Genomic DNA, 20,529 nt, shown 5'->3' on the forward strand with positions numbered 1-20,529 from the left:
ACTAGGAGAGGGGGGTGTCTGGCCGCCTCGTGCGGCACAGGTACCCTCTCTCGTCGTGAGCTTCGCTGGCTATGACCTGATTGTCGTCGGATCCGGATTCTTCGGTCTCACGGTCGCCGAACGCACCGCGTCCCAGCTGAACAAGCGGGTGCTGGTGCTGGAGCGTCGTGCCCACATCGGCGGTAACGCCTACTCGGAGGCTGAGCCCGAGACAGGAATCGAGGTGCACCGCTACGGTGCGCACCTCTTCCACACCTCTAACAAGAGGGTCTGGGACTACTGCAACCAGTTCACCGAGTTCACCGGTTACCAGCACCGCGTGTTCGCGATGCACAAGGGCACGGCGTACCAGTTCCCGATGGGCCTGGGCCTCATCACCCAGTTCGTCGGCCGGTACCTGACCCCGGACGAGGCCCGCGCGTGGGTCGCCGAGCACGCCTCGGAGATCGACACCAAGGACGCGGCGAACCTCGAGGAGAAGGGGATCTCGCTGGTCGGGCGCCCCCTCTACGAGGCGTTCATCCGGGACTACACCGCCAAGCAGTGGCAGACCGACCCGAAGGAGCTGCCGGCCGCGGTCATCAGCCGCCTGCCGGTCCGCTACAACTTCGACAACCGCTACTTCAACGACACCTACGAGGGTCTGCCGCTCAACGGCTACACCGCGTGGCTCGAGAAGATGGCGGACCACCCGAACATCGACGTGCGCCTCGACACGGACTACTTCGACGTGAAGGACGAGATCCCGGCGGGTACGCCGGTCGTCTACACGGGCCCGGTCGACCGCTACTTCGACTACTCCGAGGGCTGGCTGGGCTGGCGCACGCTCGACTTCGAGCAGGAGGTCGTGCCGACCGGTGACTTCCAGGGCACCCCGGTCATGAACTACAACGATGCGGACGTGCCGTACACCCGCATCCACGAGTTCCGGCACTTCCACCCGGAGCGCGACTACCCGACGGACAAGACGGTCATCGTCCGCGAGTTCTCCCGGGCAGCGGAGAAGGACGACGAGCCGTACTACCCGATCAACACCGCCGAGGACCGCGCCAAGCTCGAGCAGTACCGGGAGCTCGCCAAGAAGGAGGCTGCCGAGAAGAACGTGCTGTTCGGCGGCCGTCTCGGCACCTACAAGTACCTCGACATGCACATGGCGATCGGTTCCGCGCTCAGCGCGTTCGACAACAAGATCGCTCCGCACCTGACCGAGGGCAAGCCGATCACGGGTGACCTCGACTGACAGGTTGAAAATCGAACCACCGCCCGGCCGTGCAACCAGTGCGGCCGGGCGGTCGTCATTTGACAATGGGTACTATGGCGCCTGACGCGCCGGGCCACGACGTCCATCTGTGGCATCAGGTAGACCATCCATGAAGCGAAGCTGACCCGAACCGAAGCCGTTCGGTTCGCCGGAGGAAGCACGTGACCGAGCAGGCCAAAGCCGCAAGCGCCACCAAGATCGACCCGAACCAGGTCCTGCAGCGGGTGATCATGCCGCGGGACGAGGACCCGCTGGACGTGCGGCCTCTGTACCTGGATGAGCCGGAGAACGTGCACAGCCACGTGTCGGGCCGCCGCGCGGTGACGGTGCCCACCTCGGCGAAGGTGTCGTTCGCGTCGTACTTCAACGCGTTCCCGGCGAGCTACTGGAAGCGCTGGACGGTCATCGAGGACGTCGTGCTGCGCATGCGCGTTCGTGGCGCAGGTCGCATCGACGTGTACCGCTCGAAGCCGAACGGCGACACGATCCACCTCGACGGTCACGTCGTCCGCAGCCCCAAGGCGTGGATGGACTTCGCGGTTCAGGTGTCGCTGAAGCCGTTCGAGGACGGCGGCTGGATCTGGTTCGACGTCTTCACCGACGACACCACGATCGAGATCGACGAGGCGGCCTGGACGACGGAGCAGGAGCTCCCGGCGCAGTCCGTCGCGATCGGCATGACCACCATGCGCCCGGTCGACGCGGTCATCGCGTTGCGCGCGCTGGGCGAGGACCCGACGGTCCTGAACGTCGTGCAGAAGGTCGTCGTCGCCGACCAGGGCGCCGTGAAGGTCCGCGACACCCCCGGCTACGCGGAAGCGGCCAAGCTCCTCGGCGCCAAGCTGGAGATCATCGAGCAGGACAACCTGGGTGGCTCCGGTGGCTTCACCCGCGGCCTGTACGAGGCGATCGAGCACAGCGACGTCGACCAGATCATGCTGATGGACGACGACATCCGCCTGGAGCCGGACGCCGTGCTGAGGTCGAACGCCTTCGCTCGCGCCGCCGCCCAGCCGGTCATCGTCGGTTCGCACATGCTGAACCTCCAGGCCCGCGCCCGCCTGCACAGCATGGGCGAGGTCGTCGACCTGGGCACCTGCTACTGGCGTGCCGCGCCGGGCGCGGTCACCGACCACGACTTCGGCACCGAGTCGCTGCGCGAGACCGAAGAGCTGCACGCCCGCATCGACACCACCTACAACGGCTGGTGGATGTGCCTGTTCCCGCGTGAGGTCGTGCAGCGCACGGGCTACCCGCTGCCGCTCTTCATCAAGTGGGACGACGCGGAGTACTCGCTGCGTGCGCTCGAGAAGGGCTACCCGACGGTCTCGCTGCCGGGCTCGGCCGTCTGGCACATGCCGTGGACTGACAAGAACGACGCCACCGACTGGCAGGCGTACTTCCACACCCGCAACCGCCTGGTCCTGGCGGCGCTGCACAGCCCGTACGACGTGCGGTCGACGCTGCTCAAGCAGGGCCTGAAGCTGTCGCTGCGGCACCTGCTGTCCATGGAGTACTCCACGGTCGTCGTGCAGCAGAAGGCGATCGAGGACTTCCTGGCCGGCCCGTCGAAGCTGTTCGACTCGCTGCGCACGGCCCTGCCGGAGATCCGCGAGCTGCGCAAGAAGTACGCGGACGCCCAGGTCCTGCCGTCGGCGCGGGAGTTCCCGCCGCCGACCTTCGACATGGTGCGCGCCGAGCAGATGCTGACCCCGCCCACGAACCCGGTCACGATCGCGTCCGAGGCGGCCAAGGCACTCATGCACAACCTGCGCGAGCCGCAGGCGGCCACGGCCGAGCGTCCGCAGATCAACGTGCCGGCGACCAACGCCCGCTGGTTCCTGCTGGGCAACCTGGACAGCGCCACCGTGTCCAACGCTGACGGCAGCGGTGTCGCGTTCCGCAAGCGCGACCCGAAGGAGTTCCGCCAGCTCATGAAGCGGGCGGTCCGCAACTACCGCCGCCTGTCGTCGGAGTGGCCGCGGATGCAGAAGGTCTACCGCGACGCGCTGCCCGAGCTGACCTCGGTCGAGTCGTGGCGCAAGGTGTTCGAGAACTGATCTCGGTTCGGCGACGAGGGGCTCCCAAGTTCTTTGGGGGCCCCTTTTTGCAACCTCACCCCAAGATCAGGCGTCCTGGGCTGCATGGGGGACATCAAGAGAGCAGATTTCTACGACGGACCAGCCCACGACTACCTGGGGTACTGGAAGGGCCGCGACTACGAGCACGACGCCGAGCGCATCGCGATCGACAGTCTGCTGACCGGCCAGCACTTCACGCACGCGGTGGACGTCGGTGGCGGCTACGGCCGGATCACCGCGTTGCTGCCCAAGTACGCGGACCACGTCACGCTGGCCGAGCCGAGCAGCCGCCAGCTCGACGTCGCGGCGCGGTTCCTCGGTGAGGGCATCGAACGGATCCAGGCGCAGGCCGCGCACCTGCCGTTCGCGGCAGGCTCGATCGACCTGGTCACGATGGTGCGCGTCATGCACCACCTGCCCGACCCGACCGCCGAACTGGCCGAGATCGCCAGGGTGCTGGACCCGGTCGGCTTCGCCGTCGTCGAGGTGGCGAACCTCGGGCACGCCCGCAACCGCCTCCGCAGGCTGGGCAGGGGGATCCCGGCCGGGCCGGTGGACATCCGGTCGCCGGAGAACCGCCACGACGACGAGATCCCGTTCGTGAACCACAACCTCGACACCGTGACCGCGCAGGCCGCCGCCGTCGGACTGCACGTCGTGCGCAGCCTTTCGGTGTCGAACCTGCGATCGGGCACGCTGAAGAGGGTCGTGCCGCACCGCGTGTTGCTGCGGGTGGAGAGGGCGGCTCAGCCCGCGTTGGCGCGGCTCAGGTTCGGGCCGAGCATCTTCCTGCTGCTCACCAAGTCGAGCTGATCATTCCTTGATTCCTGTCTCCGTCGCGCCGCGCACGAGAAACCGTTGCAGCGCAACGAAAACCACGATGAGCGGCGTGACGGAGACCGCGGCTGCGAGGAACAGCTGCACCACGTCGATCGACTGTGACGTCAGGAACGTCGACAGCGCCACCTGCACCGTCCACGAGTCCTGGTCCTGCGCGATCACCAGCGGCCAGAGGAACTGGTTCCAGCTGGTCACGAACGCGATGACGCCGAGCGCGGCGAAGAACCCCTTCGAGTTCGGCACCACGATCCGCCAGTAGGTGCCCCAGTGCCCGAGTCCGTCGATCCGGGCTGCTTCTTCCAGCTCTGGCGGGAAGTTGCGGAAGTACTGCCGGAACAGGAAAGTGGTGAACCCGCTGAAGAGCCCCGGGATCACCAGCCCGCGCAGGTCGGAGACCCAGCCCAGGGTCGAGACGACCACGAACGTCGGCACGAACGTGACCGCCGCCGGGATCATCAGCGTGGCGATCACCAGGTACAGCACCACGTCCGCGTACCGGTAAGGGATCCGCGCGAGTCCGTAACCCGCCAGCCCGCACAGCAGAAGTTGTCCCAGGGTCTGCAGCACGGCGACGACGAGCGAGTTGACCATGCTGCGGACCATCGGCACGGCCGGGTTGCTGAACAGCTCGGCGAAGTTCTCCCAGTGGATCTCGTTCGGCCAGAACGTCCACTGTGGAGCGGTGATCTCCTGCTCGGTCGCCAGACCGTTGCGCAGCACCAGGTAGAACGGGATCAGGAACAGCACCGCCGCGATCGACAGCGCCAGGTAACGGGCGGTCTTCATCGCGTGATCGCCCGCCCCTGCAACAGGGTCACGCCGGCGATGAGCAGCGTGAGGATCACCGCGCCCGCGCTGCCGTGCCCGAAGTCCTGACCACCGGAACCCAGCGCCGTGTAGTAGAGGTAGATCAACGGCGGCCGCGCGAACGGCGGGTACCCGCGATCGGTGCCCAGCACGTTGTAGAACTCGTCGAACGCCTGGTACGCCGCGATGAGCAGCAACAACAGCACGGCAACCGAAGTGGTGCGCAGCTGCGGCAACGTGATGTACCGCAGGGTCTGCCAGCCGCGCGAAGCGCCGTCGATCCACGCGGCCTCGTAGAGGTGGCGCGGGATCCGTTGCAGGCCGGCGATGAACAGGATCAGGTAGAACCCGAGCTGCAGCCAGAGCCGCAGACTCACGAGCACGAGCCAGTACCAGGGTGGTGACGTGGACACCGTCCACGCGATCGGCTCCGCGCCGAACCACCCCAGCACCGTGTTCGCGAGGCCGAAGCGCACCCCGTTGAAGATCGAGAGCTTCCACACCAGTGACGCCACGACGTACGAGCACGCCGTCGGCAGGAAGAACACCGACCGGAAGAACGCCTGCATGAAGCTGATCTGGTTGACCAGCAACGCCAGCGCCAGCGCGAGCACGAACGTCAGCGGCACGATGAACGCCGCGAACACGCTGAACGTGCCGAGGCTGCGCAGGAACGGCCCGTCCGTCAGCATGTCCGCGTAGTTGCGCAGCCCGACGAACTCCGTGGGCGTCACCGTGTTGCGGGCGTCGAAGAACGACAGCAGCAGGCTCCACCCGATCGGCACGTACACGAACACGAGCAGCCCCACCGCGAACGGTCCGACGAACAGCCAGAACGCGCGCCCCTGCTTCATCCGTACAGGCGCTTCAGCTCGTCCCGCGTCTTCTGCGCCGCTCCCTTGATCTCGGCGTCGGCGGGAGCGCCGTCCCTGACCACCCGCGACACGGCGTCGTTGAACGCGGTCCGCATCACCGACGTCCAGTCCGGCGGGTTGGACGCCTTCGCGTTGTCCTGCACGAACTTCACCGCGTCCGCCGCCGCACCGGTGGTCAGCTTCGACGCCTTCGCCGAGATGCTCTTGCGCGGCGGGATGTGGAAGCCGTAGCCGAGGTTGAAGTCCTCCTGGTAGTCAGTCCGCTCGATCCACAGCCACCGCACGAACTCCTTGGCCTCGTCGATCCGCTGGGACTTGGCGCTGACCATCGCGCCGAACGCCCCGACCGGCACGCTGGCCTTGCCGTTGTCGCCCAGCTTCGGGAACGGCAGCACCCCGAAGTCGTCGCCCAGCGCTTTCTGGACCGCCGGCACCGCCCACAACCCGGTCCACTGCATGGCGACCAGTCCCTGCGTGAACGCGTCCGGCTCCGCCCAGTCCTTCACCGCCCCCAGCAACAGGCTGCCGCTGGTGTAGAGCTCCCGCAGCTTGCCGATCGCGGTCGCCGCGAGGGGATCGTCGAACCCGACCTGGTGGTCCCGCACGTAGTCGAGGCCTGCCGACCACAGCGCGGGGCCGCCCAGCACGCCGCCACCGCCGTCGTTGCCGGCGAACAGGCCCTTGACCCCGCCGGTGGTGAGCTTGCGCGACGCGTCGATCAGCTCATCCACAGTGGACGGTGGCCGCACACCGGCCTGAGCGAACAAGCTCTTGCGGTAGAACAACATCTGCATGTCGACGGCCTGCGGCACTCCGTAGATCTTCCCGTCAACGGTGTGCGTTGCGAGAATCGAGTCGGAGAAATCGCTCCTGGCGTCGCCGAAGACGTTGTCGAGCGGCACGAGCTGACCCGCCCGGACGGAGCTGATCTGCGGGGTGGACTCGAAGACGTCCGGTCCGCCGTCGGACAGCAGGCTCGTCGCGAGCTTGGAGTCGTAGTCGCCGGGGTTCCACTGCACGTCGACCGGGATCTTCGGGTACGACTTGGCGTAGCGCTCCACGGCCTGCTGCACCCCGGGCTCGCCGTACGCGTGGTACCACTGTTTGAGGGCCTGGCCGTTGCCGCCCCTGCCGGTGTTCGAGCCGCATGCCGCGAGAAGTGCGCTGGCGCCGGCCAGGGACAGAAGTCTGCGTCGCGAGATCACTCATCACGTCTTACTCCGATCACTCGAGGTGCGCGAGCGATTACTCGAAGTGTGCGACGACGACGTTGGAGAAGTTCACGACGTACTCGTTGCCGTCCGGCCCGGAGATCGGCTGGGTGTGACCGTTGCGGACGATCTGGGTCAGCCGCGGCGCGAGATCTTCCCGCGTCTCGTCGGTGACCGTGAGGGTGATCGGGTTCGGGTTGGCGGCGAGGAACAACACAAGTCGGCTCATGCACTTGAGCAAACCGTGTTCTGACATGGCTGAACGGCGGTTTCGCCCGTAGCGGTTCCGCCGTCAGCAGATCAGCTCACTTGCGGAAGAAACGCTCCCGCTGGCCGAGGCGCACCAGCTTCAGCCACTCCACGAACGCCTTCGGGTCGCGCTTCACCGCGAGGAAGTACAGCCCGAACCGGAACACCTCGAGCGCGCCGAGCTTGCGCATCCCCGGCTGCGACAACAGGTACCCGCGGTTGCGGTACGTGTAGTAGCGCTTGATCGGGTTCTCCGGGTCCTGGGCGTGGAACCTGCCGCCCAGCATCGGCTTGAACTCGTCCGAGCCGTCCGGGTGCACGTACGCGACCCGCAGCGACGTGCCGAACGGCAGCCCGGAGCGGACGAGCCGGCGGTGGATCTCCACCTCGTCGCCGCGGAAGAACAGCCGGTAGTCCGGCACACCGACGACGTCGAGCGTCTCGGCGCGGAACAGCGCGCCGTTGAACAGCGAGGCGATGCCCGGCAGGAAGGTCGTGCCCAGGTCGGCGGCGTTGCGCTTCCAGGTCAGCCCGCGGCGCAACGGGAACGCCAGCTTGTCCGGGCTGTCGATGTTCGTGACGACCGGCGAGATCTCGGCGAGGTTGCGGCGGTCGGCCTCTTCCAACAGCACGGCCAGCACGTTCTCGTCCGCAGGGCGGCCGTCGTCATCGGCGAGCCACACCCAGTCCGCGCCCAGCGAGAGCGCGTGCAGGATGCCCAGCGCGAAGCCGCCGGCGCCACCGAGGTTGCGGTGTGACGGCAGGTAGGTCGTGGGAAGCGGGCACTGCTCCACCAGGTCGTTCACCGGCTGGTCCGGGCCGTTGTCGACGACGACCAGGTGGTCGGGGACGCGGGTCTGGGTGGCCAGTGCCTTCAGTGATTCGGCCAGCAGCTCCCTGCGGTGGCGGGTGACCACCACGGCGACGACGGAGCCCTTGGGCAGTGCCTCGAGATTCACGGTCTAATCGCCGCCATTTCCACTGAGGACGGGGGAGGAGTAGCCGAGCCTGGCCAGCTGTTCTGTGCTCATCCGCTCGAAGGGGTCGTGGCCCTTGTACTCGGTGAGCACCTCGCGCAGACCGCCGTGTTTCTTCACGCGGCCTTCGTCCATCCAGATCGCACTGTCGCAGAAGTCCAGCAGCGTCTCGTCGGAGTGGTTCGCGAACACGAGCAGACCGGAGCGCTTCACGAGGTCCTTGAGACGCTCGCGGGCCTTGGCCATGAACGCCGCGTCGACCGCGCCGATGCCCTCGTCGAGCAGCAGGATCTCCGGGTCGATGGACGTGACCACACCGAGCGCGAGTCGCACGCGCATACCCGTCGAGTACGTGCGCAGCGGCATCTGCAGGTAGTCACCGAGCTCGGTGAACTCCGCGATGTCGTCGACGCGCGCTTCCATCTGCTTGCGGCTCATGCCGAGGAACAGGCCGCGGATCATGATGTTCTCGTACCCGGAGATCTCCGGGTCCATGCCGACGCCGAGGTCGAAGACCGGCGCCACCTTGCCGACGATGCGCGAGTGACCGCGGGTCGGCTCGTAGATGCCCGCCAGCAGCCGCAGCAGCGTGGACTTGCCGGCGCCGTTGTGGCCCACCAGGCCGACGCGGTCGCCCTCGTTGAGAGACAGCGAGATGTCGTGCAGCGCCTCGATGATCGGCACCCGGCCCTCTGAGCCGATCTTGCCGCCGACCTTGCCGAGCGCGAGCTTCTTCAGCGACCTCGACTTCGCGTCGAAGATCGGGAAGTCGACCGATGCGTTCCAGACGTCGATGCTGACCATGGTTTTAGTCGACCTCCTCATCAGACCCAGTAGGAAACACGGGCACGGTAGTTGCGCAGGATGACCAGCGCGAGCACCCAGCCGAGGACGGTGAAGCCGCCCACGATCGCCCAGTGGTGCCAGTCGACCCTGTGCCCGAGCAGCGGGGCCCGGACGATCTCGACGAAGTGGTACACGGGGTTGAGCTCGGCGATCAGGATGCGCCAGTCGTTGGAGCCACCACCGGTGACCTTCTGCAGCACGCCGGCGTCCCAGACGATGGGCGTCATGAAGAAGACCAGGTTGATGAAGCTGTTCACCACCGGCGGGATGTCGCGGAAGCGGGTGCTGATGACGCCGAACAGCAGGGCGATCCACACCGCGTTGACCGCGAGGAGCACGAAGCCGGGGACCGCGAGCACGATGGTCCAGCTCAGGCCGGGGTGCTCGGGGCCGTTGTCGCTGATCTGGTACTGGTGGTTGAGCGACGTGAAGAAGATGGCGAGCACCACCACGTAGACCACGAGGTTGTGCACCAGGAACAACGCCTGGCGCCACACCATGCGCAGCACGTGGACCGTGATCGGCGCGGGCAGGTGCTTGATGAGCCCCTCGTTCGCGATGAACACGTCGGTGCCCTCGGTGATGCAGCCGAGGATGAAGTTCCAGACGATGAAGCCGACCGTCACGTACGGCAGGAACGTGGGGACGTTCGTGTCGAACAGCACCGAGTACAGCAGGCCGAGCGCGAGTGCTGTGGTCCCCATGGAGATGGTGATCCACAACGGACCGATGACCGAGCGCCGGTAGCGCTGCTTGATGTCCTGCCAGCCGAGGTGACCCCACAGTTCGCGGTGGTCCCACGCCTCCCGCACGTCGGCGAACGCGCGCTTGAAGCTGCGCGACGGGACAGCAGGCGGCGCCTCACGGTGGGCGGGGGTACTGGTGGCTTGCACGGGTATGGAGCCTACCGGCGCCCCAGGAGCGGCCTGGACGCCGGTAGGTCACGGAGTTGTCACCTGGCCGGGATCTTGATCACCTTCACGGCTAGAGGTACTGGCCGGTACCTTTGCCCGTGACTCCGCCTTCGTGGCTTTCGCTGCTCCCGCCGGCGGGGAGAGCACGCCCGCGCATCTGCTCCAGCTGCGACCGCGCCGCCATCTGCTGAGCGAACAGCGCCGTCTGGATGCCGTGGAACAGGCCCTCCAGCCAGCCCACGAGCTGGGCCTGCGCGATCCGCAGCTCTGCGTCGGACGGCGTGCCCTCGCCGTTGAACGGCAGTGACAGGCGCTCCAGCTCCTCGCGCAGCTCCGGCGCCAGGCCGTCCTCGAGCTCCTCGATGGACCGCTTGTGGATCTCCTTGAGACGGTTGCGGCTCGCCTCGTCGAGCGGTGCCGCCCGCACCTCCTCGAGGAGCTGCTTGATCATCGTGCCGATCCGCATGACCTTGGCCGGCTGTTCGACCATGTCGGCGATGTCGCCGTCCTGCCCGCCGACGATGACGACTGGCTGCTCCTGGTTCATGGTCTCCATCCTGGCCTGATTCCCCTTGTGAAGGTTAGGCGGGTGGGGGCTGGACGACACGGGGTTTGCTCACATACGTACCGTGTGTGGCATGGCGTTCGACGTCGCACGGGTACGAGGGCTCTTCCCCGCGCTCGGCGACGGCTGGGTCCACCTGGACGCACCGGCCGGCATGCAGGTGCCCGAACAGGTCGCCACCGCCGTCTCCACCGCGCTGCGCGCACCGGTCTCCGGACCCGGTGGCATCTTTCCCGCCTCGCAACGGGCCGAGGCCATCGTGGACGCTGCCCGCAGGTCCGTCGCGGACCTCGTCGGCGGTGACCCGGCCGGTGTCGTGCTCGGCCCGTCCTCCGCGGTGCTGTTACAACGCCTCGCGGACGCGATGACCGACGACTGGTTCATGGGCGACGAGGTGCTGGTGTCGCGGTTGGACCACCCGGCGAACATCGCGCCGTGGCTGCGCGCCACCCAACGCACCGGCAGCGCGGTCAAGTGGGCCGAGGTCGACATCGAGACCTGCGAGCTGCCCAGCTGGCAGTTCGACGAGCTGGTCACCGACCGCACCAAGCTCATCGCCATCACGGCGGCGTCCGGTGTGGTCGGCACGCGCCCGGACCTCGCCAAGATCTCGTCGGTGGCCCGTTCGCACGGCGCGATGATGGTCGTGGACGCGTCGTCTGCCGCGCCTTTCGTGCCGCTGGACATCGTCGCCATGGGTGCCGACGTCGTGGCTCTGTCCGCTGGTCAGTGGGGTGGCCCGCCGGTCGGCGCGCTGGTGTTCCGCGATCCGTCGGTGCTGGAGCGGCTGCCGTCGTGCTCGGTCGACCCCGGCGCCCGCGGCCCCGAGCGGCTGGAGCTCGGTCCGCACGCCTACCCGATGCTCGCCGGCCTGGTCGCGTCCGTGGAGTACCTCGCGGACCTGGACGACGCGGCGTCGGGCACTCGGCGTGAGCGTCTGGTCACATCTTTGGGATCCGTGAAGGCCTACCAGGCCGGGCTGCTCGCTAATCTCATCAACGAACTGCGTTCGCTGCGACACGTGATGGTGATCGGCGACGCCATGCGGCGGGTGCCCGCGCTGGCGTTCACGATCGCCGGGGTCAAGGTGGAGGACGTCGTCGAACACCTCGCCTCGCGCGGTGTCTGCGCGTTCGCCGACTCCGGCCAGCACGGGGTGTTCTCGGTGCTGGGCGTCGGCGAGGTCGGCGGCGCCATCCGCGTCGGGCTCGCGCACTACACGAACGCCGTCGAGGTGGACGACCTGGTGCGGGCGGTGGCCGACCTGGCCTGAGGACTTGGGAGATCTCGTTTGGACGACTCGCTTGCTCGCGAGCTCGCCGATCTCTCGGCCCTGCAACGCCTCGGTTCGTTGAACACGGAGTACCTGCCGTGGACCGCCGCCCAGCTGCGCCCAGCGGCGTTGGTCGCGGTGATGGACGAGATCGTGCTCGGCGCCAGGACTGTGCTGGTGGAGCTGGGCTGCGGCTCGACCTCGGTGTTGCTGGCGCGGTTGCTGTCCCAGCGCGGTTTCGGGCATCTGCTGTCGATCGAGCACGACGAACGCACGGCTGCTTTCGTCGCCTCACAGCTGCGTCGCGAAGGGCTGGGCTCGGTCGCGCGCGTTGTGCACGCACCGTTGTCGCGGCATCCGGCGGCGTTGTCGCGGCACGGCCAGTGGTACGCCCCGCAGCAGGTGCACGACGAGGTGCTCGGGTACGTCGATCGGTTCGGCCTGGTGGACCTGCTGCTGGTCGACGGGCCGGGGTTCGGCGACTCGCGTTATCCCGCGTTGCCGGTGCTGCGCGCGGTGCTGGCGCCGGGGGCCACGGTGCTCGCCGACGACGTGGACCGGCCGGACGAGCAGGCGGTGCTGGCGCGGTGGTCCGAGGAGTTCGGGCTGGAGTTCCGCACCGCTCCCCGGACCTCGCTGGCCGCCGCTACCGCTCTCGCTTGAGCAGCACCTTCCCGAACACGTCACTCGCCTCCAACAGCCGGTGCGCCTCGGCGGCGTTCGACATCGGCACTGTTTGCCCGACGATCGGCTTGACCGCACCGCTTTCGATGAGCGGCCACAGGTGCTCGCGGACCTGCGCCACGATCGCGCCCTTGCTGTCGATGCTGCGGCCGCGCAGCCCGGTCGCCATGACCGACGCCCGCTTGACCAGCAGTTTGCCGATGGGCAGCTCGCCCTTCACGCCGCCCTGCATGCCGATGATCATCAAGCGGCCATCCGGCGCGAGCACGTCGATGTTGCGGGGGAGGTAGGAGGCGCCCATGTTGTCGAGCACGACGTCGGCCTGCTTCACCTCGGCCACGAAGTCCTGGGTCTTGTAGTTGACCGTGAGGTCCGCGCCGAGCTCCGCGCACTTGAGCAGCCGCTCGTCAGAACCGGCGGTCACCGCCACGGTCGCACCGAGCGCCTTCGCGACCTGGATGGCGTGCGTGCCGATGCCTCCCGCACCGCCGTGCACGAGGAACGTCTCACCGAGCTTGAGCCGGCCGTCCATCACGACGTTCGACCACACGGTGCAGGCCACCTCGGGCAGCGCGGCCGCGGTCACCACGTCGACGCCCTTCGGCACGGGAAGGACCTGCGGCGCGGGCACGACGACCTTCTCCGCATAGCCGCCACCGGCGAGCAGCGCGCAGACCTCGTCACCGACGTTCCAGCCGGTCACTCCCTCACCGAGCGCCGCGATCGTGCCGGAGCACTCCAGGCCGATGATGTCCGACGCACCGGGCGGCGGCGGGTAGAAGCCCTGGCGTTGCAGAAGATCCGCGCGGTTGACCGCACTCGCGGCGACGTCGATCAGCACCTCGCCCCTGCCGGGCACCGGGTCGGCGACCTCGGTCCACTCGAGCACGTCCGGGCCGCCGGGTTCGCGAACAGTGATGGCACGCATACAGTCGACCGTAATCCGTTGGACTGGGTCGGCACCATCGGAGCATGGACCCCTGGCCTCTGCGACACCTCGTTCTCCGCACACCCCGCCTGGAACTGCGCCCCGACGACGACGAAGGCCTGTACGAGCTCGTCGAGGTCGCGAAGGAGGGCGTCCACGATCCGGCGGAGATGCCGTTCTACGTGCCGTGGACGGATCAGCTGCCCAAGGACGGCGGGTTCGGCATGGTCCAGTTCTTCTGGGGCAGGAGGGCGAAGCTGGCGGCCGGCGACTGGGCGATCACGTTCCTGGTCCGGCACGAGGGCAGGGTGATCGGCGCGCAGGAGCTCGGCGCCCGCGACTTCGGCGTGCTGCGCGAGGTGCAGACGGGTTCGTGGATCGGCAGGAAGTACCAGGGCGGCGGCATCGGCACCGAGATGCGGATCGCCGTGCTCCAGTTCGCGTTCGACCACCTGGGCGCCCGCATCGCCAGGTCGGCCGCGTGGGTGGGCAACCACGCGTCGAACCGCGTGAGCGCCAAGCTCGGCTACGTGCACGACGGCACGGTGGCCGCCGCACCACGCGGTGAGCGGCTCGAACACGTCCGGTTGCGGCTGGATGCCGGGAACTTCGTGCGCCCGGATTGGAACGTGGGTGTCGAAGGCCTAGCTGAGTGTGTTCAGCTGATCACCAGCTGAACTCCCGCCGTCCGACGGATTGTGTCCTACGTCTCCGGTTTGTGAGGGTTCACCGAATCCCGAACGAAGGGGAACGTTCATGTCTGGCAGAACCAAGCTGGCGACGGTGCTGGCCATCTCAGCACTCGTCGCGGCCCCGACCGCTACGGCGTCCGCCGCCGCAGAACCCGCGGGCCCCGCTCTCGCCAAGAAGCTCGCGAAGAAGGTGACCACCGAGGGGGTCAACCGGCACCTCATCGCGTTGCAGCGCCTCGCGGACCGCAACGGCGGCAACCGCGCCGCCCTGAGCCCCGGCTACAACGCGAGCGTCGACTACGTCGCGGGCAAGCTCCGCGACGAGGGCTTCATCGTCTCGACGCCGACCTTCAACTTCGAAGTTCCGATCATCGACGCCGAGCTGGCCCGCGTCGACGGCGTGAACTACCAGGCGCTCGTCATGACCGCCTCGCCGCAGACCCCGGTCGGCGGCGTCACCGGTCCGCTGCGCGTCGTCCCCGAGGACGGCACGCCCGGCTGCGAGGCGTCCGACTTCGCCGGCCAGGACTTCACGGGCTCCATCGCCCTGATCCGCCGAGGCGCCTGCACGTTCGAGCAGAAGCACCTCAACGCGTTCGGCGCGGGCGCCATCGCCGTGCTGGTGGCGAACAACGTCGCGGGCCCGCTGCGCGACGTGACGCTGACCAACCCCGGCAAGATCCCGACCGGCGGCATCTCCCAGGCCGACGGCACCACGCTCGCGGGCAAGGCAGGCGCCACGACGACCGTCGACATGCGGTTCCACACGGAGACCCGCACCGACCGCAACGTCATCGCGGAGACCCGCACCGGCCGCAAGAACAACGTCGTCATGGCGGGCTCGCACCTCGACAGCGTCGAGGTCGGCCCCGGCATCAACGACAACGGCTCCGGCTCGGCCGCCCTGCTGGAGACCGCACTCCAGCTCGGCTCGCGCCCGAACGTCGACAACGCCATCAGGTTCGCCTGGTGGGGCGCTGAAGAGCGCGGCCTGATCGGCTCCGAGGAGTGGGTCCGCTCGCTGACGTTCGAGCAGCAGCTCGACATCGCGCTGTACCTGAACTTCGACATGGTCGGCTCCCCGAACGCCGCGTACTTCGTCTACGACGGTGACAACTCGGACAACGTCGGCGCGGGCCCCGGCCCGTTCGGCTCGGCCCAGATCGAGAAGGCGTTCGTCGACTACTTCACGGCGACGGGCGTCCAGACCGAGGGCACCGACTTCTCGGGTCGTTCGGACTACGGCGAGTTCATCGCGCAGGGCATCCCGGCCGGCGGCCTGTTCACCGGCGCCGAGGGCATCAAGACCGCGGCCCAGGCAGCCAAGTGGGGTGGCACGGCGGGCGTCGCGTACGACCCGTGCTACCACTCGAAGTGCGACAACCTGGGCAACCTCGACCGCAAGGCACTCGGCCGCAACGCCGGCGCCCTCGCGTTCGTGACCGCCGCCTACGGGGTGTCCACTGAGGACGTCAACGGCGTGCCTCCGCGCGCCAAGCGGGCCGATGCCCGCAGGTCTGCCGCTTTGATGAAGGCGAACGTGCACGACGACCACTCGCACGCGGCCGTTTCGTAGTCGCTCTGCGGTTCTGAGGCGCGTCGGTCCGTTCTGGACCGGCGCGCCTTCGCCGTTCAGGGGTGGTGTGCGGAGCTGCGGCGGCGAGTTCGAAGGCTTGCCGGGGTTGCGTGGCGGGCACGTATGACTTGCGCTCTCGCGATGGTGGCGACGCGAGTTGGCGCCCGTCTCGCAGTAGCTCCGCTGTTCGAAGGTACGTCGGTCGATTCTGGGTCGGCGTGCCCTTGCCGTTCAGGGCGGTGCGCTTGGCTCCGGCGACGGGATCGAAGGCTTGCCGGGGTTGAGTGGCGGTCGCGCATGACTTGCGCTCTCGCGACGGCAGCGACGTGAATTGGCGGCCGTCTCGCAGCACTTCCTCGCTGCCGCAGGGGTCCCCTCGCAAGGGGACCCCTGCTTTCATTTTCGCAGACAGGTCTGACAATTTCGGACCACAAACGCACCGGCGGTAGCGGCCCACAGCCCGCCCTTGCCAAGGTCGAGCACATGGTCATCCGCACAGCGACCGCCGTAGTCGCCCTCGCCAGCTCAGTAGCGCTACTGGCGTCAACCGCCAGCGCAGCCACCGACCCGGCCCACGACCTGTCCACCCGAGTAACCGCGGAAGGCGCCAACCGGCACCTGATCGCGTTCCAGCGCATCGCCGACACCCACGGCGGCAACCGCGCCGCGACGACCACCGGCTACAACGCCAGCGTCGACTACGTGGCCGGGAGGCTGCGCGACGCCGGGTTCGACGTGAGCACCCCGAGCTTCGAGGTCCGCGAGAAGATCAACGACGTGGGCCGGATCTCGGCCGAGGGCGCCTCCTACGACCTCATCCCGTTCGGCGAAACGCCGAACACCTCGGACGGCGGCCTCACCGCGCCGCTGCGCACCGTGTCCGAGGACGGCACGCCCGGCTGCGAGGCCACGGACTTCGCCGGCCAGGACTTCAAGGGCGCCATCGCGCTCATCCGCCGCGGCACCTGCACGTTCGTCACCAAGTACGCCAACGCCGTCAGCGCGGGCGCCGCGGCCGTGATCATCTCGAACAACGCCGACGGTCCGCTCGACCTCCGCGTGCCCGGCACGATCCCCGGAGGCGGCGCCACCAAGGCCGACGGCACCGCTCTCGCGGCCAAGGCTGGCCAGCAGGTCACCCTCGAGCTGCGTCACCACGACGAGGTCCACCAGGACCGCAACGTCGTCGCGCAGACCAAGACCGGCCGCACCGACAACGTCGTCATGGCGGGCGCGCACCTCGACAGTGTCGACGCCGGCCCTGGCATGAACGACAACGGTTCCGGTTCCGCCGCACTGCTCGAGGTGGCGCTCAAGCTCGGCGCCAAGCCGAAGCTGCCCAACGCCGTCCGCTTCACCTGGTGGGGCGCCGAGGAGGCCGGTCTCGTCGGCTCCCGCGCCTACGCCCAGAACCTGTCGTTCGAGCAGCAGCTGGACATCGCGCTGTACCTGAACTTCGACATGGTCGGCTCGCCCAACCCCGGCTACTTCGTCTACAACGACCCCGGTCTGCCGTACGGGTCAAAGCACATCGAGAAGGCGTTCAGCGACTTCTACACGGCCAAGAACCTCGGCCCCGAGGGCCTGAACGTGCGCGGCGCGAGCGACTACGGCTCGTTCACGGCACTCGGCATCCCGGCGGGAGGCATCATCTCCGGCGGCGGCGAGGTCAAGACGCCGCAGCAGGCCGCGAAGTGGGGCGGCACGGCCGGCATGGAGATGGATCCCTGCTACCACCGCAAGTGCGACGACCTCGGCAACATCAACCGCGAGGCGCTCGGCCGCAACGTCGCCGCTGCGGCCTTCGTCATCGCCTCCTACGCCGTCACCACCGAAGGCGTGAACGGCGTCCCGTCCCGAATGGAACGGGCCGCGCTCCGCTAACCCAGGTTGTTCGTGTCGAACGTGTTGCAGCGGGCGGGATCGCCCGTCTGCAACCCGGTCGTGAACCACTTCTGCCGCTGCGCCGAGCTGCCGTGGCTGAACTTGGTCGTGTCGACCCGCCCGCCGCCGAGCTCGCTCTGGATGAAGTCGTCACCGATGCGCGCCGCCGCGTCGAGGGCGGCGTTCACATCCTCCTGGGTGATGTTCGTGATGAGGGGTTGACCGTTGGCCGTGGGGAGCTTCGTCGCGGCGTTGCCCCACGCGCCCGCGTAACAGTCGGCCTGCAGCTCGAGACGGACCGAGTCGGACGTCGGGCCGGTGCGGGAACTGACCCGGTCCGAAGTGCCGAGCAGGTTCTGCACGTGGTGGCCGTACTCGTGGGCCAGCACGTAGGCCTCGACGAACGGGCCTCCGGTCGCGCCGAACTTGGTGCGCAGCTCGTTGAAGAAGTCCAGGTCGATGTACACCTGCGCGTCCGCGGGACAGTAGAACGGGCCGACCGCCGAGGTCGCGTTGCCGCAGCGGGTGTTCACGCTGGTGCGGAAGAAGTTGGTCTTGGTGACCTGGTAGGTGTTGCCGGAGCGCGCGAACTGGTCGGTCCAGAAAGCCTGGATCGAGTTGATCGTGGCCACGACCCGGCAGTCGCTGTCACGGTTCGCGTCGGCGCCGGTCTTGCACTTCTCGGCCAGTTGACCGGACTCCACCTGGGAGTTCTGGCTCAGGCCGCTTTCCAGCCCGCCGGCGGGCAACTGGATGCCGGTGAACTGCTGGATGAGGAAGTAGATGATGAGACCGACCACGCCCAGGCCGCCGCCGACGCCTGCGACACGGCCGCCGACACCCCGCTGGTCCGAAACCTGAGAGAGGTCGAGTTCCGCGCCTTCGTTGAACTGCACCGCAATCCTCCTGCCAAGGACCCGTAGTGCGGCACACGATAAAGCACAAAAGACGCCCAGGTGCGGGACCCGACGTCGGGGCACCGCACCTGGGCTTTCCCATTTGGTTGTGACGACTACGGCCCACGAAGGTTGGCGTGGCGCTCAGCCGGTGACGCCATGAGACGACACCGAAGCCGAGCTCAACAGCGTCGATGTGCACCGAGCGACGCCGATGGCGCCTGGGCACCCGAAACCTCGTGTCCGTCGCTACACAGTCGCGACCGGACCGGTCACGTCCAGTCCACTCGCGGGGATGCAACAGACCGCGTTTCGCCACAGCGAGGAGATACCTGCACAGCACCACCTACCCCTTCTGGGCGTGGCCTCCGGTGGTCTAGTTCATTCACCTTCCGGTTGCCAGCTCGTTATCGAGCATGCGCTTGATCGCCACATATCTCAACACCTCACGCGAAACCTGAATTGGTGAAGTCGGACGGGTGACCAGCGGAGATCGACTGTGCAGACAGCAATCGCCCGGCAAGTGGGTCACTTGCCGGGCGATCGGGCAGAGAGGGTCGATCAGGCCTTGACGCGGCGCGCGCCGCGGCGGGCCATCGCGCCCGCGGTCATCAGGCTCAGGCCGACCAGGAGGAACTCCAGCGGGTCGGCGCCGGTCTTCGACAGGTTCGGGATCGGGGTCGCCTGCTGCGACGCCTGGGTGCCGGTCTGCGGGAGGCCGCCGCCCGAGTCGTCGCCGGTGTTGCCGCTGCCGGAGTTGCCGCCGTTGTTGTTTCCACCGCCGTTGTTGCCGCCACCGGGGTTCTCGCCACCCGGCTGCTCGGGCTGCGGCTCCTCCGGCTGGGGCTCTTCGGGCTGGGGCTCCTCGGGCACCTCGGTCTTGCCGCAGTCACCGCTGGCGGTGCCGAGCACGGCCGCGCTGGTGCCGCAGACCGTCACCGGGGCCTCGATGGTGCCGTTGGGCGGTTCCGGCTTGGTCGCGCCGCAGCTGCCCTCGCCGCCGCCGGCGACGCCGACCGAGTTGCCGCAGACCGTGACGGGCGCGGAGACGAGAGCCTTGTCGGCCATCGTGCGCTGGGCGGCGGGCTTCGGGGCCTCGTCGCAGGTGGCGTTGCTGTTGCCGAGCACGTTGATCGCGTTGCCGCAGACCTTGACCGGCACGCTCACCAGGTTGCCGACGCGGACTTCCTCGTCGACGTTGAGGGGCACGGGGATGGCCTGGGCGAAGCCGGCGGTCGCGACCAGGAGGCCGCCGGTCAGCAGTGCGGCGGACATGGTCCGGTTCAGGTTCTTGCGCATGACTGTTCTCCCTGGAGTGAAATGACCCTGTGGCTGTGTGGAGGCACGGCCCGGGATCAATCAGGCGAGAACGTCGACTCCTCCGCGCGCACGATGCGCGGCACGTCCTGCTGTTCTGTGCTGATGAGAGACGTTGTGGTGGTGGGCGGCCGCATCGCGTTCGGCAGCGTGCCCGCCGGGATCTGGCCGGAGCCCGTGGCGGCGCCCGCGCCGCTCTGCGGGAGCGTGCCGGCGATCGGCTGCTCCGCCTGAGGCTGCGGCTGCGGCGCCTGAGGCGACTGCGGCACGGTCACGGGGTTCGTGGGACGCATGTTCGGTGGCGCCTGAGGCTTCGGCTGCACGGTTTTCGCCGGTGCTTCGAGCACAGGTGCCGAGGACTGCGGCGTCGCCTGCGCTGGCACTGGGGGTGGCTCGGTGCGCGGCCCGGGCTTCTGCGCGACGGGCGGTGCTTCCGGCTGCTGCGGTACGAGCCCGGTCTCGACCTTCAGGCCGACTTCGACGACGGGCAGCTCGACCTCGACCTTGAGCTGGTCGATCTCGATTTTGACGTCGGCGCTCGCCTCACCGGCGCTGCCCAGCAGCCAGGCGCCGGTCACCAGACCGGCGAGCAGCAGGAGCCGACGCAACCAGGACATCGGCCCTCACTCTAGATCAAATGGAGCAGTCCGACA

The 20,529-nt window shown here is 68.2% G+C and carries 20 protein-coding genes; 8 read left to right on the plus strand and 12 right to left on the minus strand.

The features are described 5' to 3' along the window. Nucleotides 1–55: 55 nt before the first annotated feature. From glf to ACIA8G_RS34755, 3 genes are all read left to right on the plus strand, one after another. Nucleotides 56–1,240, plus strand: coding sequence for a UDP-galactopyranose mutase (glf, locus tag ACIA8G_RS34745; RefSeq protein ID WP_396422970.1), 1,185 nt, complete (start codon nucleotides 56–58; stop codon nucleotides 1,238–1,240). A gap of 182 nt (nucleotides 1,241–1,422) precedes the next feature. Then, a complete protein-coding gene (locus ACIA8G_RS34750) occupies nucleotides 1,423–3,321 on the plus strand; it encodes a glycosyltransferase (RefSeq protein WP_396422971.1) in 1,899 nt (632 codons plus the stop codon). An 84-nt stretch (nucleotides 3,322–3,405) separates the two neighbouring features. Continuing rightward, complete coding sequence (locus ACIA8G_RS34755; protein ID WP_396422972.1) at nucleotides 3,406–4,155, plus strand: class I SAM-dependent methyltransferase; 750 nt, start codon at nucleotides 3,406–3,408, stop codon at nucleotides 4,153–4,155. Here the strand turns inward: ACIA8G_RS34755 and ACIA8G_RS34760 are convergent, their stop codons facing one another. The 8 genes from ACIA8G_RS34760 to ACIA8G_RS34795 form a co-directional block, all read right to left on the minus strand. Continuing rightward, nucleotides 4,156–4,968 (minus strand): carbohydrate ABC transporter permease, encoded by an 813-nt coding sequence (locus ACIA8G_RS34760; protein WP_396422973.1) that lies wholly within the window; start codon nucleotides 4,966–4,968, stop codon nucleotides 4,156–4,158. Beyond that, nucleotides 4,965–5,843 carry a carbohydrate ABC transporter permease gene (locus tag ACIA8G_RS34765; RefSeq protein ID WP_396422974.1) on the minus strand — a complete coding sequence of 293 codons (879 nt, stop codon included), beginning with the start codon at nucleotides 5,841–5,843 and terminating at the stop codon, nucleotides 4,965–4,967. Before ACIA8G_RS34765 ends, ACIA8G_RS34760 begins: the two co-directional genes overlap by 4 nt. Further along, nucleotides 5,840–7,069, minus strand: a complete 1,230-nt coding sequence (locus ACIA8G_RS34770) for an ABC transporter substrate-binding protein (RefSeq protein ID WP_396422975.1) — start codon at nucleotides 7,067–7,069, stop codon at nucleotides 5,840–5,842. The genes ACIA8G_RS34765 and ACIA8G_RS34770 overlap by 4 nt, the downstream gene beginning before the upstream one ends. Before the next feature lie 40 nt (nucleotides 7,070–7,109). Next, complete coding sequence (locus ACIA8G_RS34775; protein ID WP_396422976.1) at nucleotides 7,110–7,304, minus strand: hypothetical protein; 195 nt, start codon at nucleotides 7,302–7,304, stop codon at nucleotides 7,110–7,112. Between the two features lie 76 nt (nucleotides 7,305–7,380). Next, the gene (locus tag ACIA8G_RS34780) at nucleotides 7,381–8,283 is read right to left on the minus strand and encodes a glycosyltransferase (protein WP_396422977.1); all 903 of its coding nucleotides are present in this window, start codon (nucleotides 8,281–8,283) and stop codon (nucleotides 7,381–7,383) included. 3 nt (nucleotides 8,284–8,286) lie between these two features. Continuing rightward, nucleotides 8,287–9,105, minus strand: coding sequence for an ABC transporter ATP-binding protein (locus ACIA8G_RS34785; RefSeq protein WP_396422978.1), 819 nt, complete (start codon nucleotides 9,103–9,105; stop codon nucleotides 8,287–8,289). 20 nt (nucleotides 9,106–9,125) lie between these two features. Further along, the gene (locus ACIA8G_RS34790) at nucleotides 9,126–10,040 is read right to left on the minus strand and encodes an ABC transporter permease (protein WP_396422979.1); all 915 of its coding nucleotides are present in this window, start codon (nucleotides 10,038–10,040) and stop codon (nucleotides 9,126–9,128) included. 91 nt (nucleotides 10,041–10,131) lie between these two features. Further along, a complete protein-coding gene (locus ACIA8G_RS34795; RefSeq protein WP_396422980.1) occupies nucleotides 10,132–10,608 on the minus strand; it encodes a bacterial proteasome activator family protein in 477 nt (158 codons plus the stop codon). A 91-nt stretch (nucleotides 10,609–10,699) separates the two neighbouring features. On the opposite strand from ACIA8G_RS34795, the gene ACIA8G_RS34800 reads away from it, so the two are divergent. Beyond that, nucleotides 10,700–11,899, plus strand: coding sequence for a cysteine desulfurase-like protein (locus ACIA8G_RS34800; protein ID WP_396422981.1), 1,200 nt, complete (start codon nucleotides 10,700–10,702; stop codon nucleotides 11,897–11,899). A gap of 18 nt (nucleotides 11,900–11,917) precedes the next feature. Next, nucleotides 11,918–12,562 (plus strand): class I SAM-dependent methyltransferase, encoded by a 645-nt coding sequence (locus tag ACIA8G_RS34805; protein ID WP_396422982.1) that lies wholly within the window; start codon nucleotides 11,918–11,920, stop codon nucleotides 12,560–12,562. Here the strand turns inward: ACIA8G_RS34805 and ACIA8G_RS34810 are convergent. Beyond that, complete coding sequence (locus tag ACIA8G_RS34810; RefSeq protein WP_396422983.1) at nucleotides 12,546–13,511, minus strand: NAD(P)H-quinone oxidoreductase; 966 nt, start codon at nucleotides 13,509–13,511, stop codon at nucleotides 12,546–12,548. The genes ACIA8G_RS34805 and ACIA8G_RS34810 overlap by 17 nt on opposite strands. Nucleotides 13,512–13,555: 44 nt before the next feature. Here ACIA8G_RS34810 and ACIA8G_RS34815 point away from each other — a divergent pair, with 44 nt between their 5' ends. The 3 genes from ACIA8G_RS34815 (at nucleotide 13,556) to ACIA8G_RS34825 (ending at nucleotide 17,663) form a co-directional block, all read left to right on the plus strand. Then, the gene (locus ACIA8G_RS34815; protein ID WP_396422984.1) at nucleotides 13,556–14,188 is read left to right on the plus strand and encodes a GNAT family N-acetyltransferase; all 633 of its coding nucleotides are present in this window, start codon (nucleotides 13,556–13,558) and stop codon (nucleotides 14,186–14,188) included. A 79-nt stretch (nucleotides 14,189–14,267) separates the two neighbouring features. After that, nucleotides 14,268–15,779 (plus strand): M28 family metallopeptidase, encoded by a 1,512-nt coding sequence (locus tag ACIA8G_RS34820; RefSeq protein WP_396422985.1) that lies wholly within the window; start codon nucleotides 14,268–14,270, stop codon nucleotides 15,777–15,779. 483 nt (nucleotides 15,780–16,262) lie between these two features. Beyond that, a complete protein-coding gene (locus tag ACIA8G_RS34825) occupies nucleotides 16,263–17,663 on the plus strand; it encodes a M28 family peptidase (RefSeq protein WP_396422986.1) in 1,401 nt (466 codons plus the stop codon). On the opposite strand, the gene ACIA8G_RS34830 is transcribed toward ACIA8G_RS34825, so the two are convergent. From ACIA8G_RS34830 to ACIA8G_RS34840, 3 genes are all read right to left on the minus strand, one after another. Then, the gene (locus tag ACIA8G_RS34830) at nucleotides 17,660–18,559 is read right to left on the minus strand and encodes a neutral zinc metallopeptidase (RefSeq protein WP_396422987.1); all 900 of its coding nucleotides are present in this window, start codon (nucleotides 18,557–18,559) and stop codon (nucleotides 17,660–17,662) included. The two genes, ACIA8G_RS34825 and ACIA8G_RS34830, sit on opposite strands and share 4 nt — an antisense overlap. A gap of 561 nt (nucleotides 18,560–19,120) precedes the next feature. Further along, the gene (locus ACIA8G_RS34835) at nucleotides 19,121–19,858 is read right to left on the minus strand and encodes a hypothetical protein (protein ID WP_396422988.1); all 738 of its coding nucleotides are present in this window, start codon (nucleotides 19,856–19,858) and stop codon (nucleotides 19,121–19,123) included. A gap of 56 nt (nucleotides 19,859–19,914) precedes the next feature. Continuing rightward, nucleotides 19,915–20,493, minus strand: coding sequence for a hypothetical protein (locus ACIA8G_RS34840; RefSeq protein ID WP_396422989.1), 579 nt, complete (start codon nucleotides 20,491–20,493; stop codon nucleotides 19,915–19,917). Between the last annotated feature and the right edge of the window lie 36 nt (nucleotides 20,494–20,529).

Origin of the sequence: Lentzea sp. NPDC051213 (assembly GCF_044455585.1) — a bacterium.
Taxonomy (GTDB): Bacteria; Actinomycetota; Actinomycetes; order Mycobacteriales; family Pseudonocardiaceae; genus Lentzea.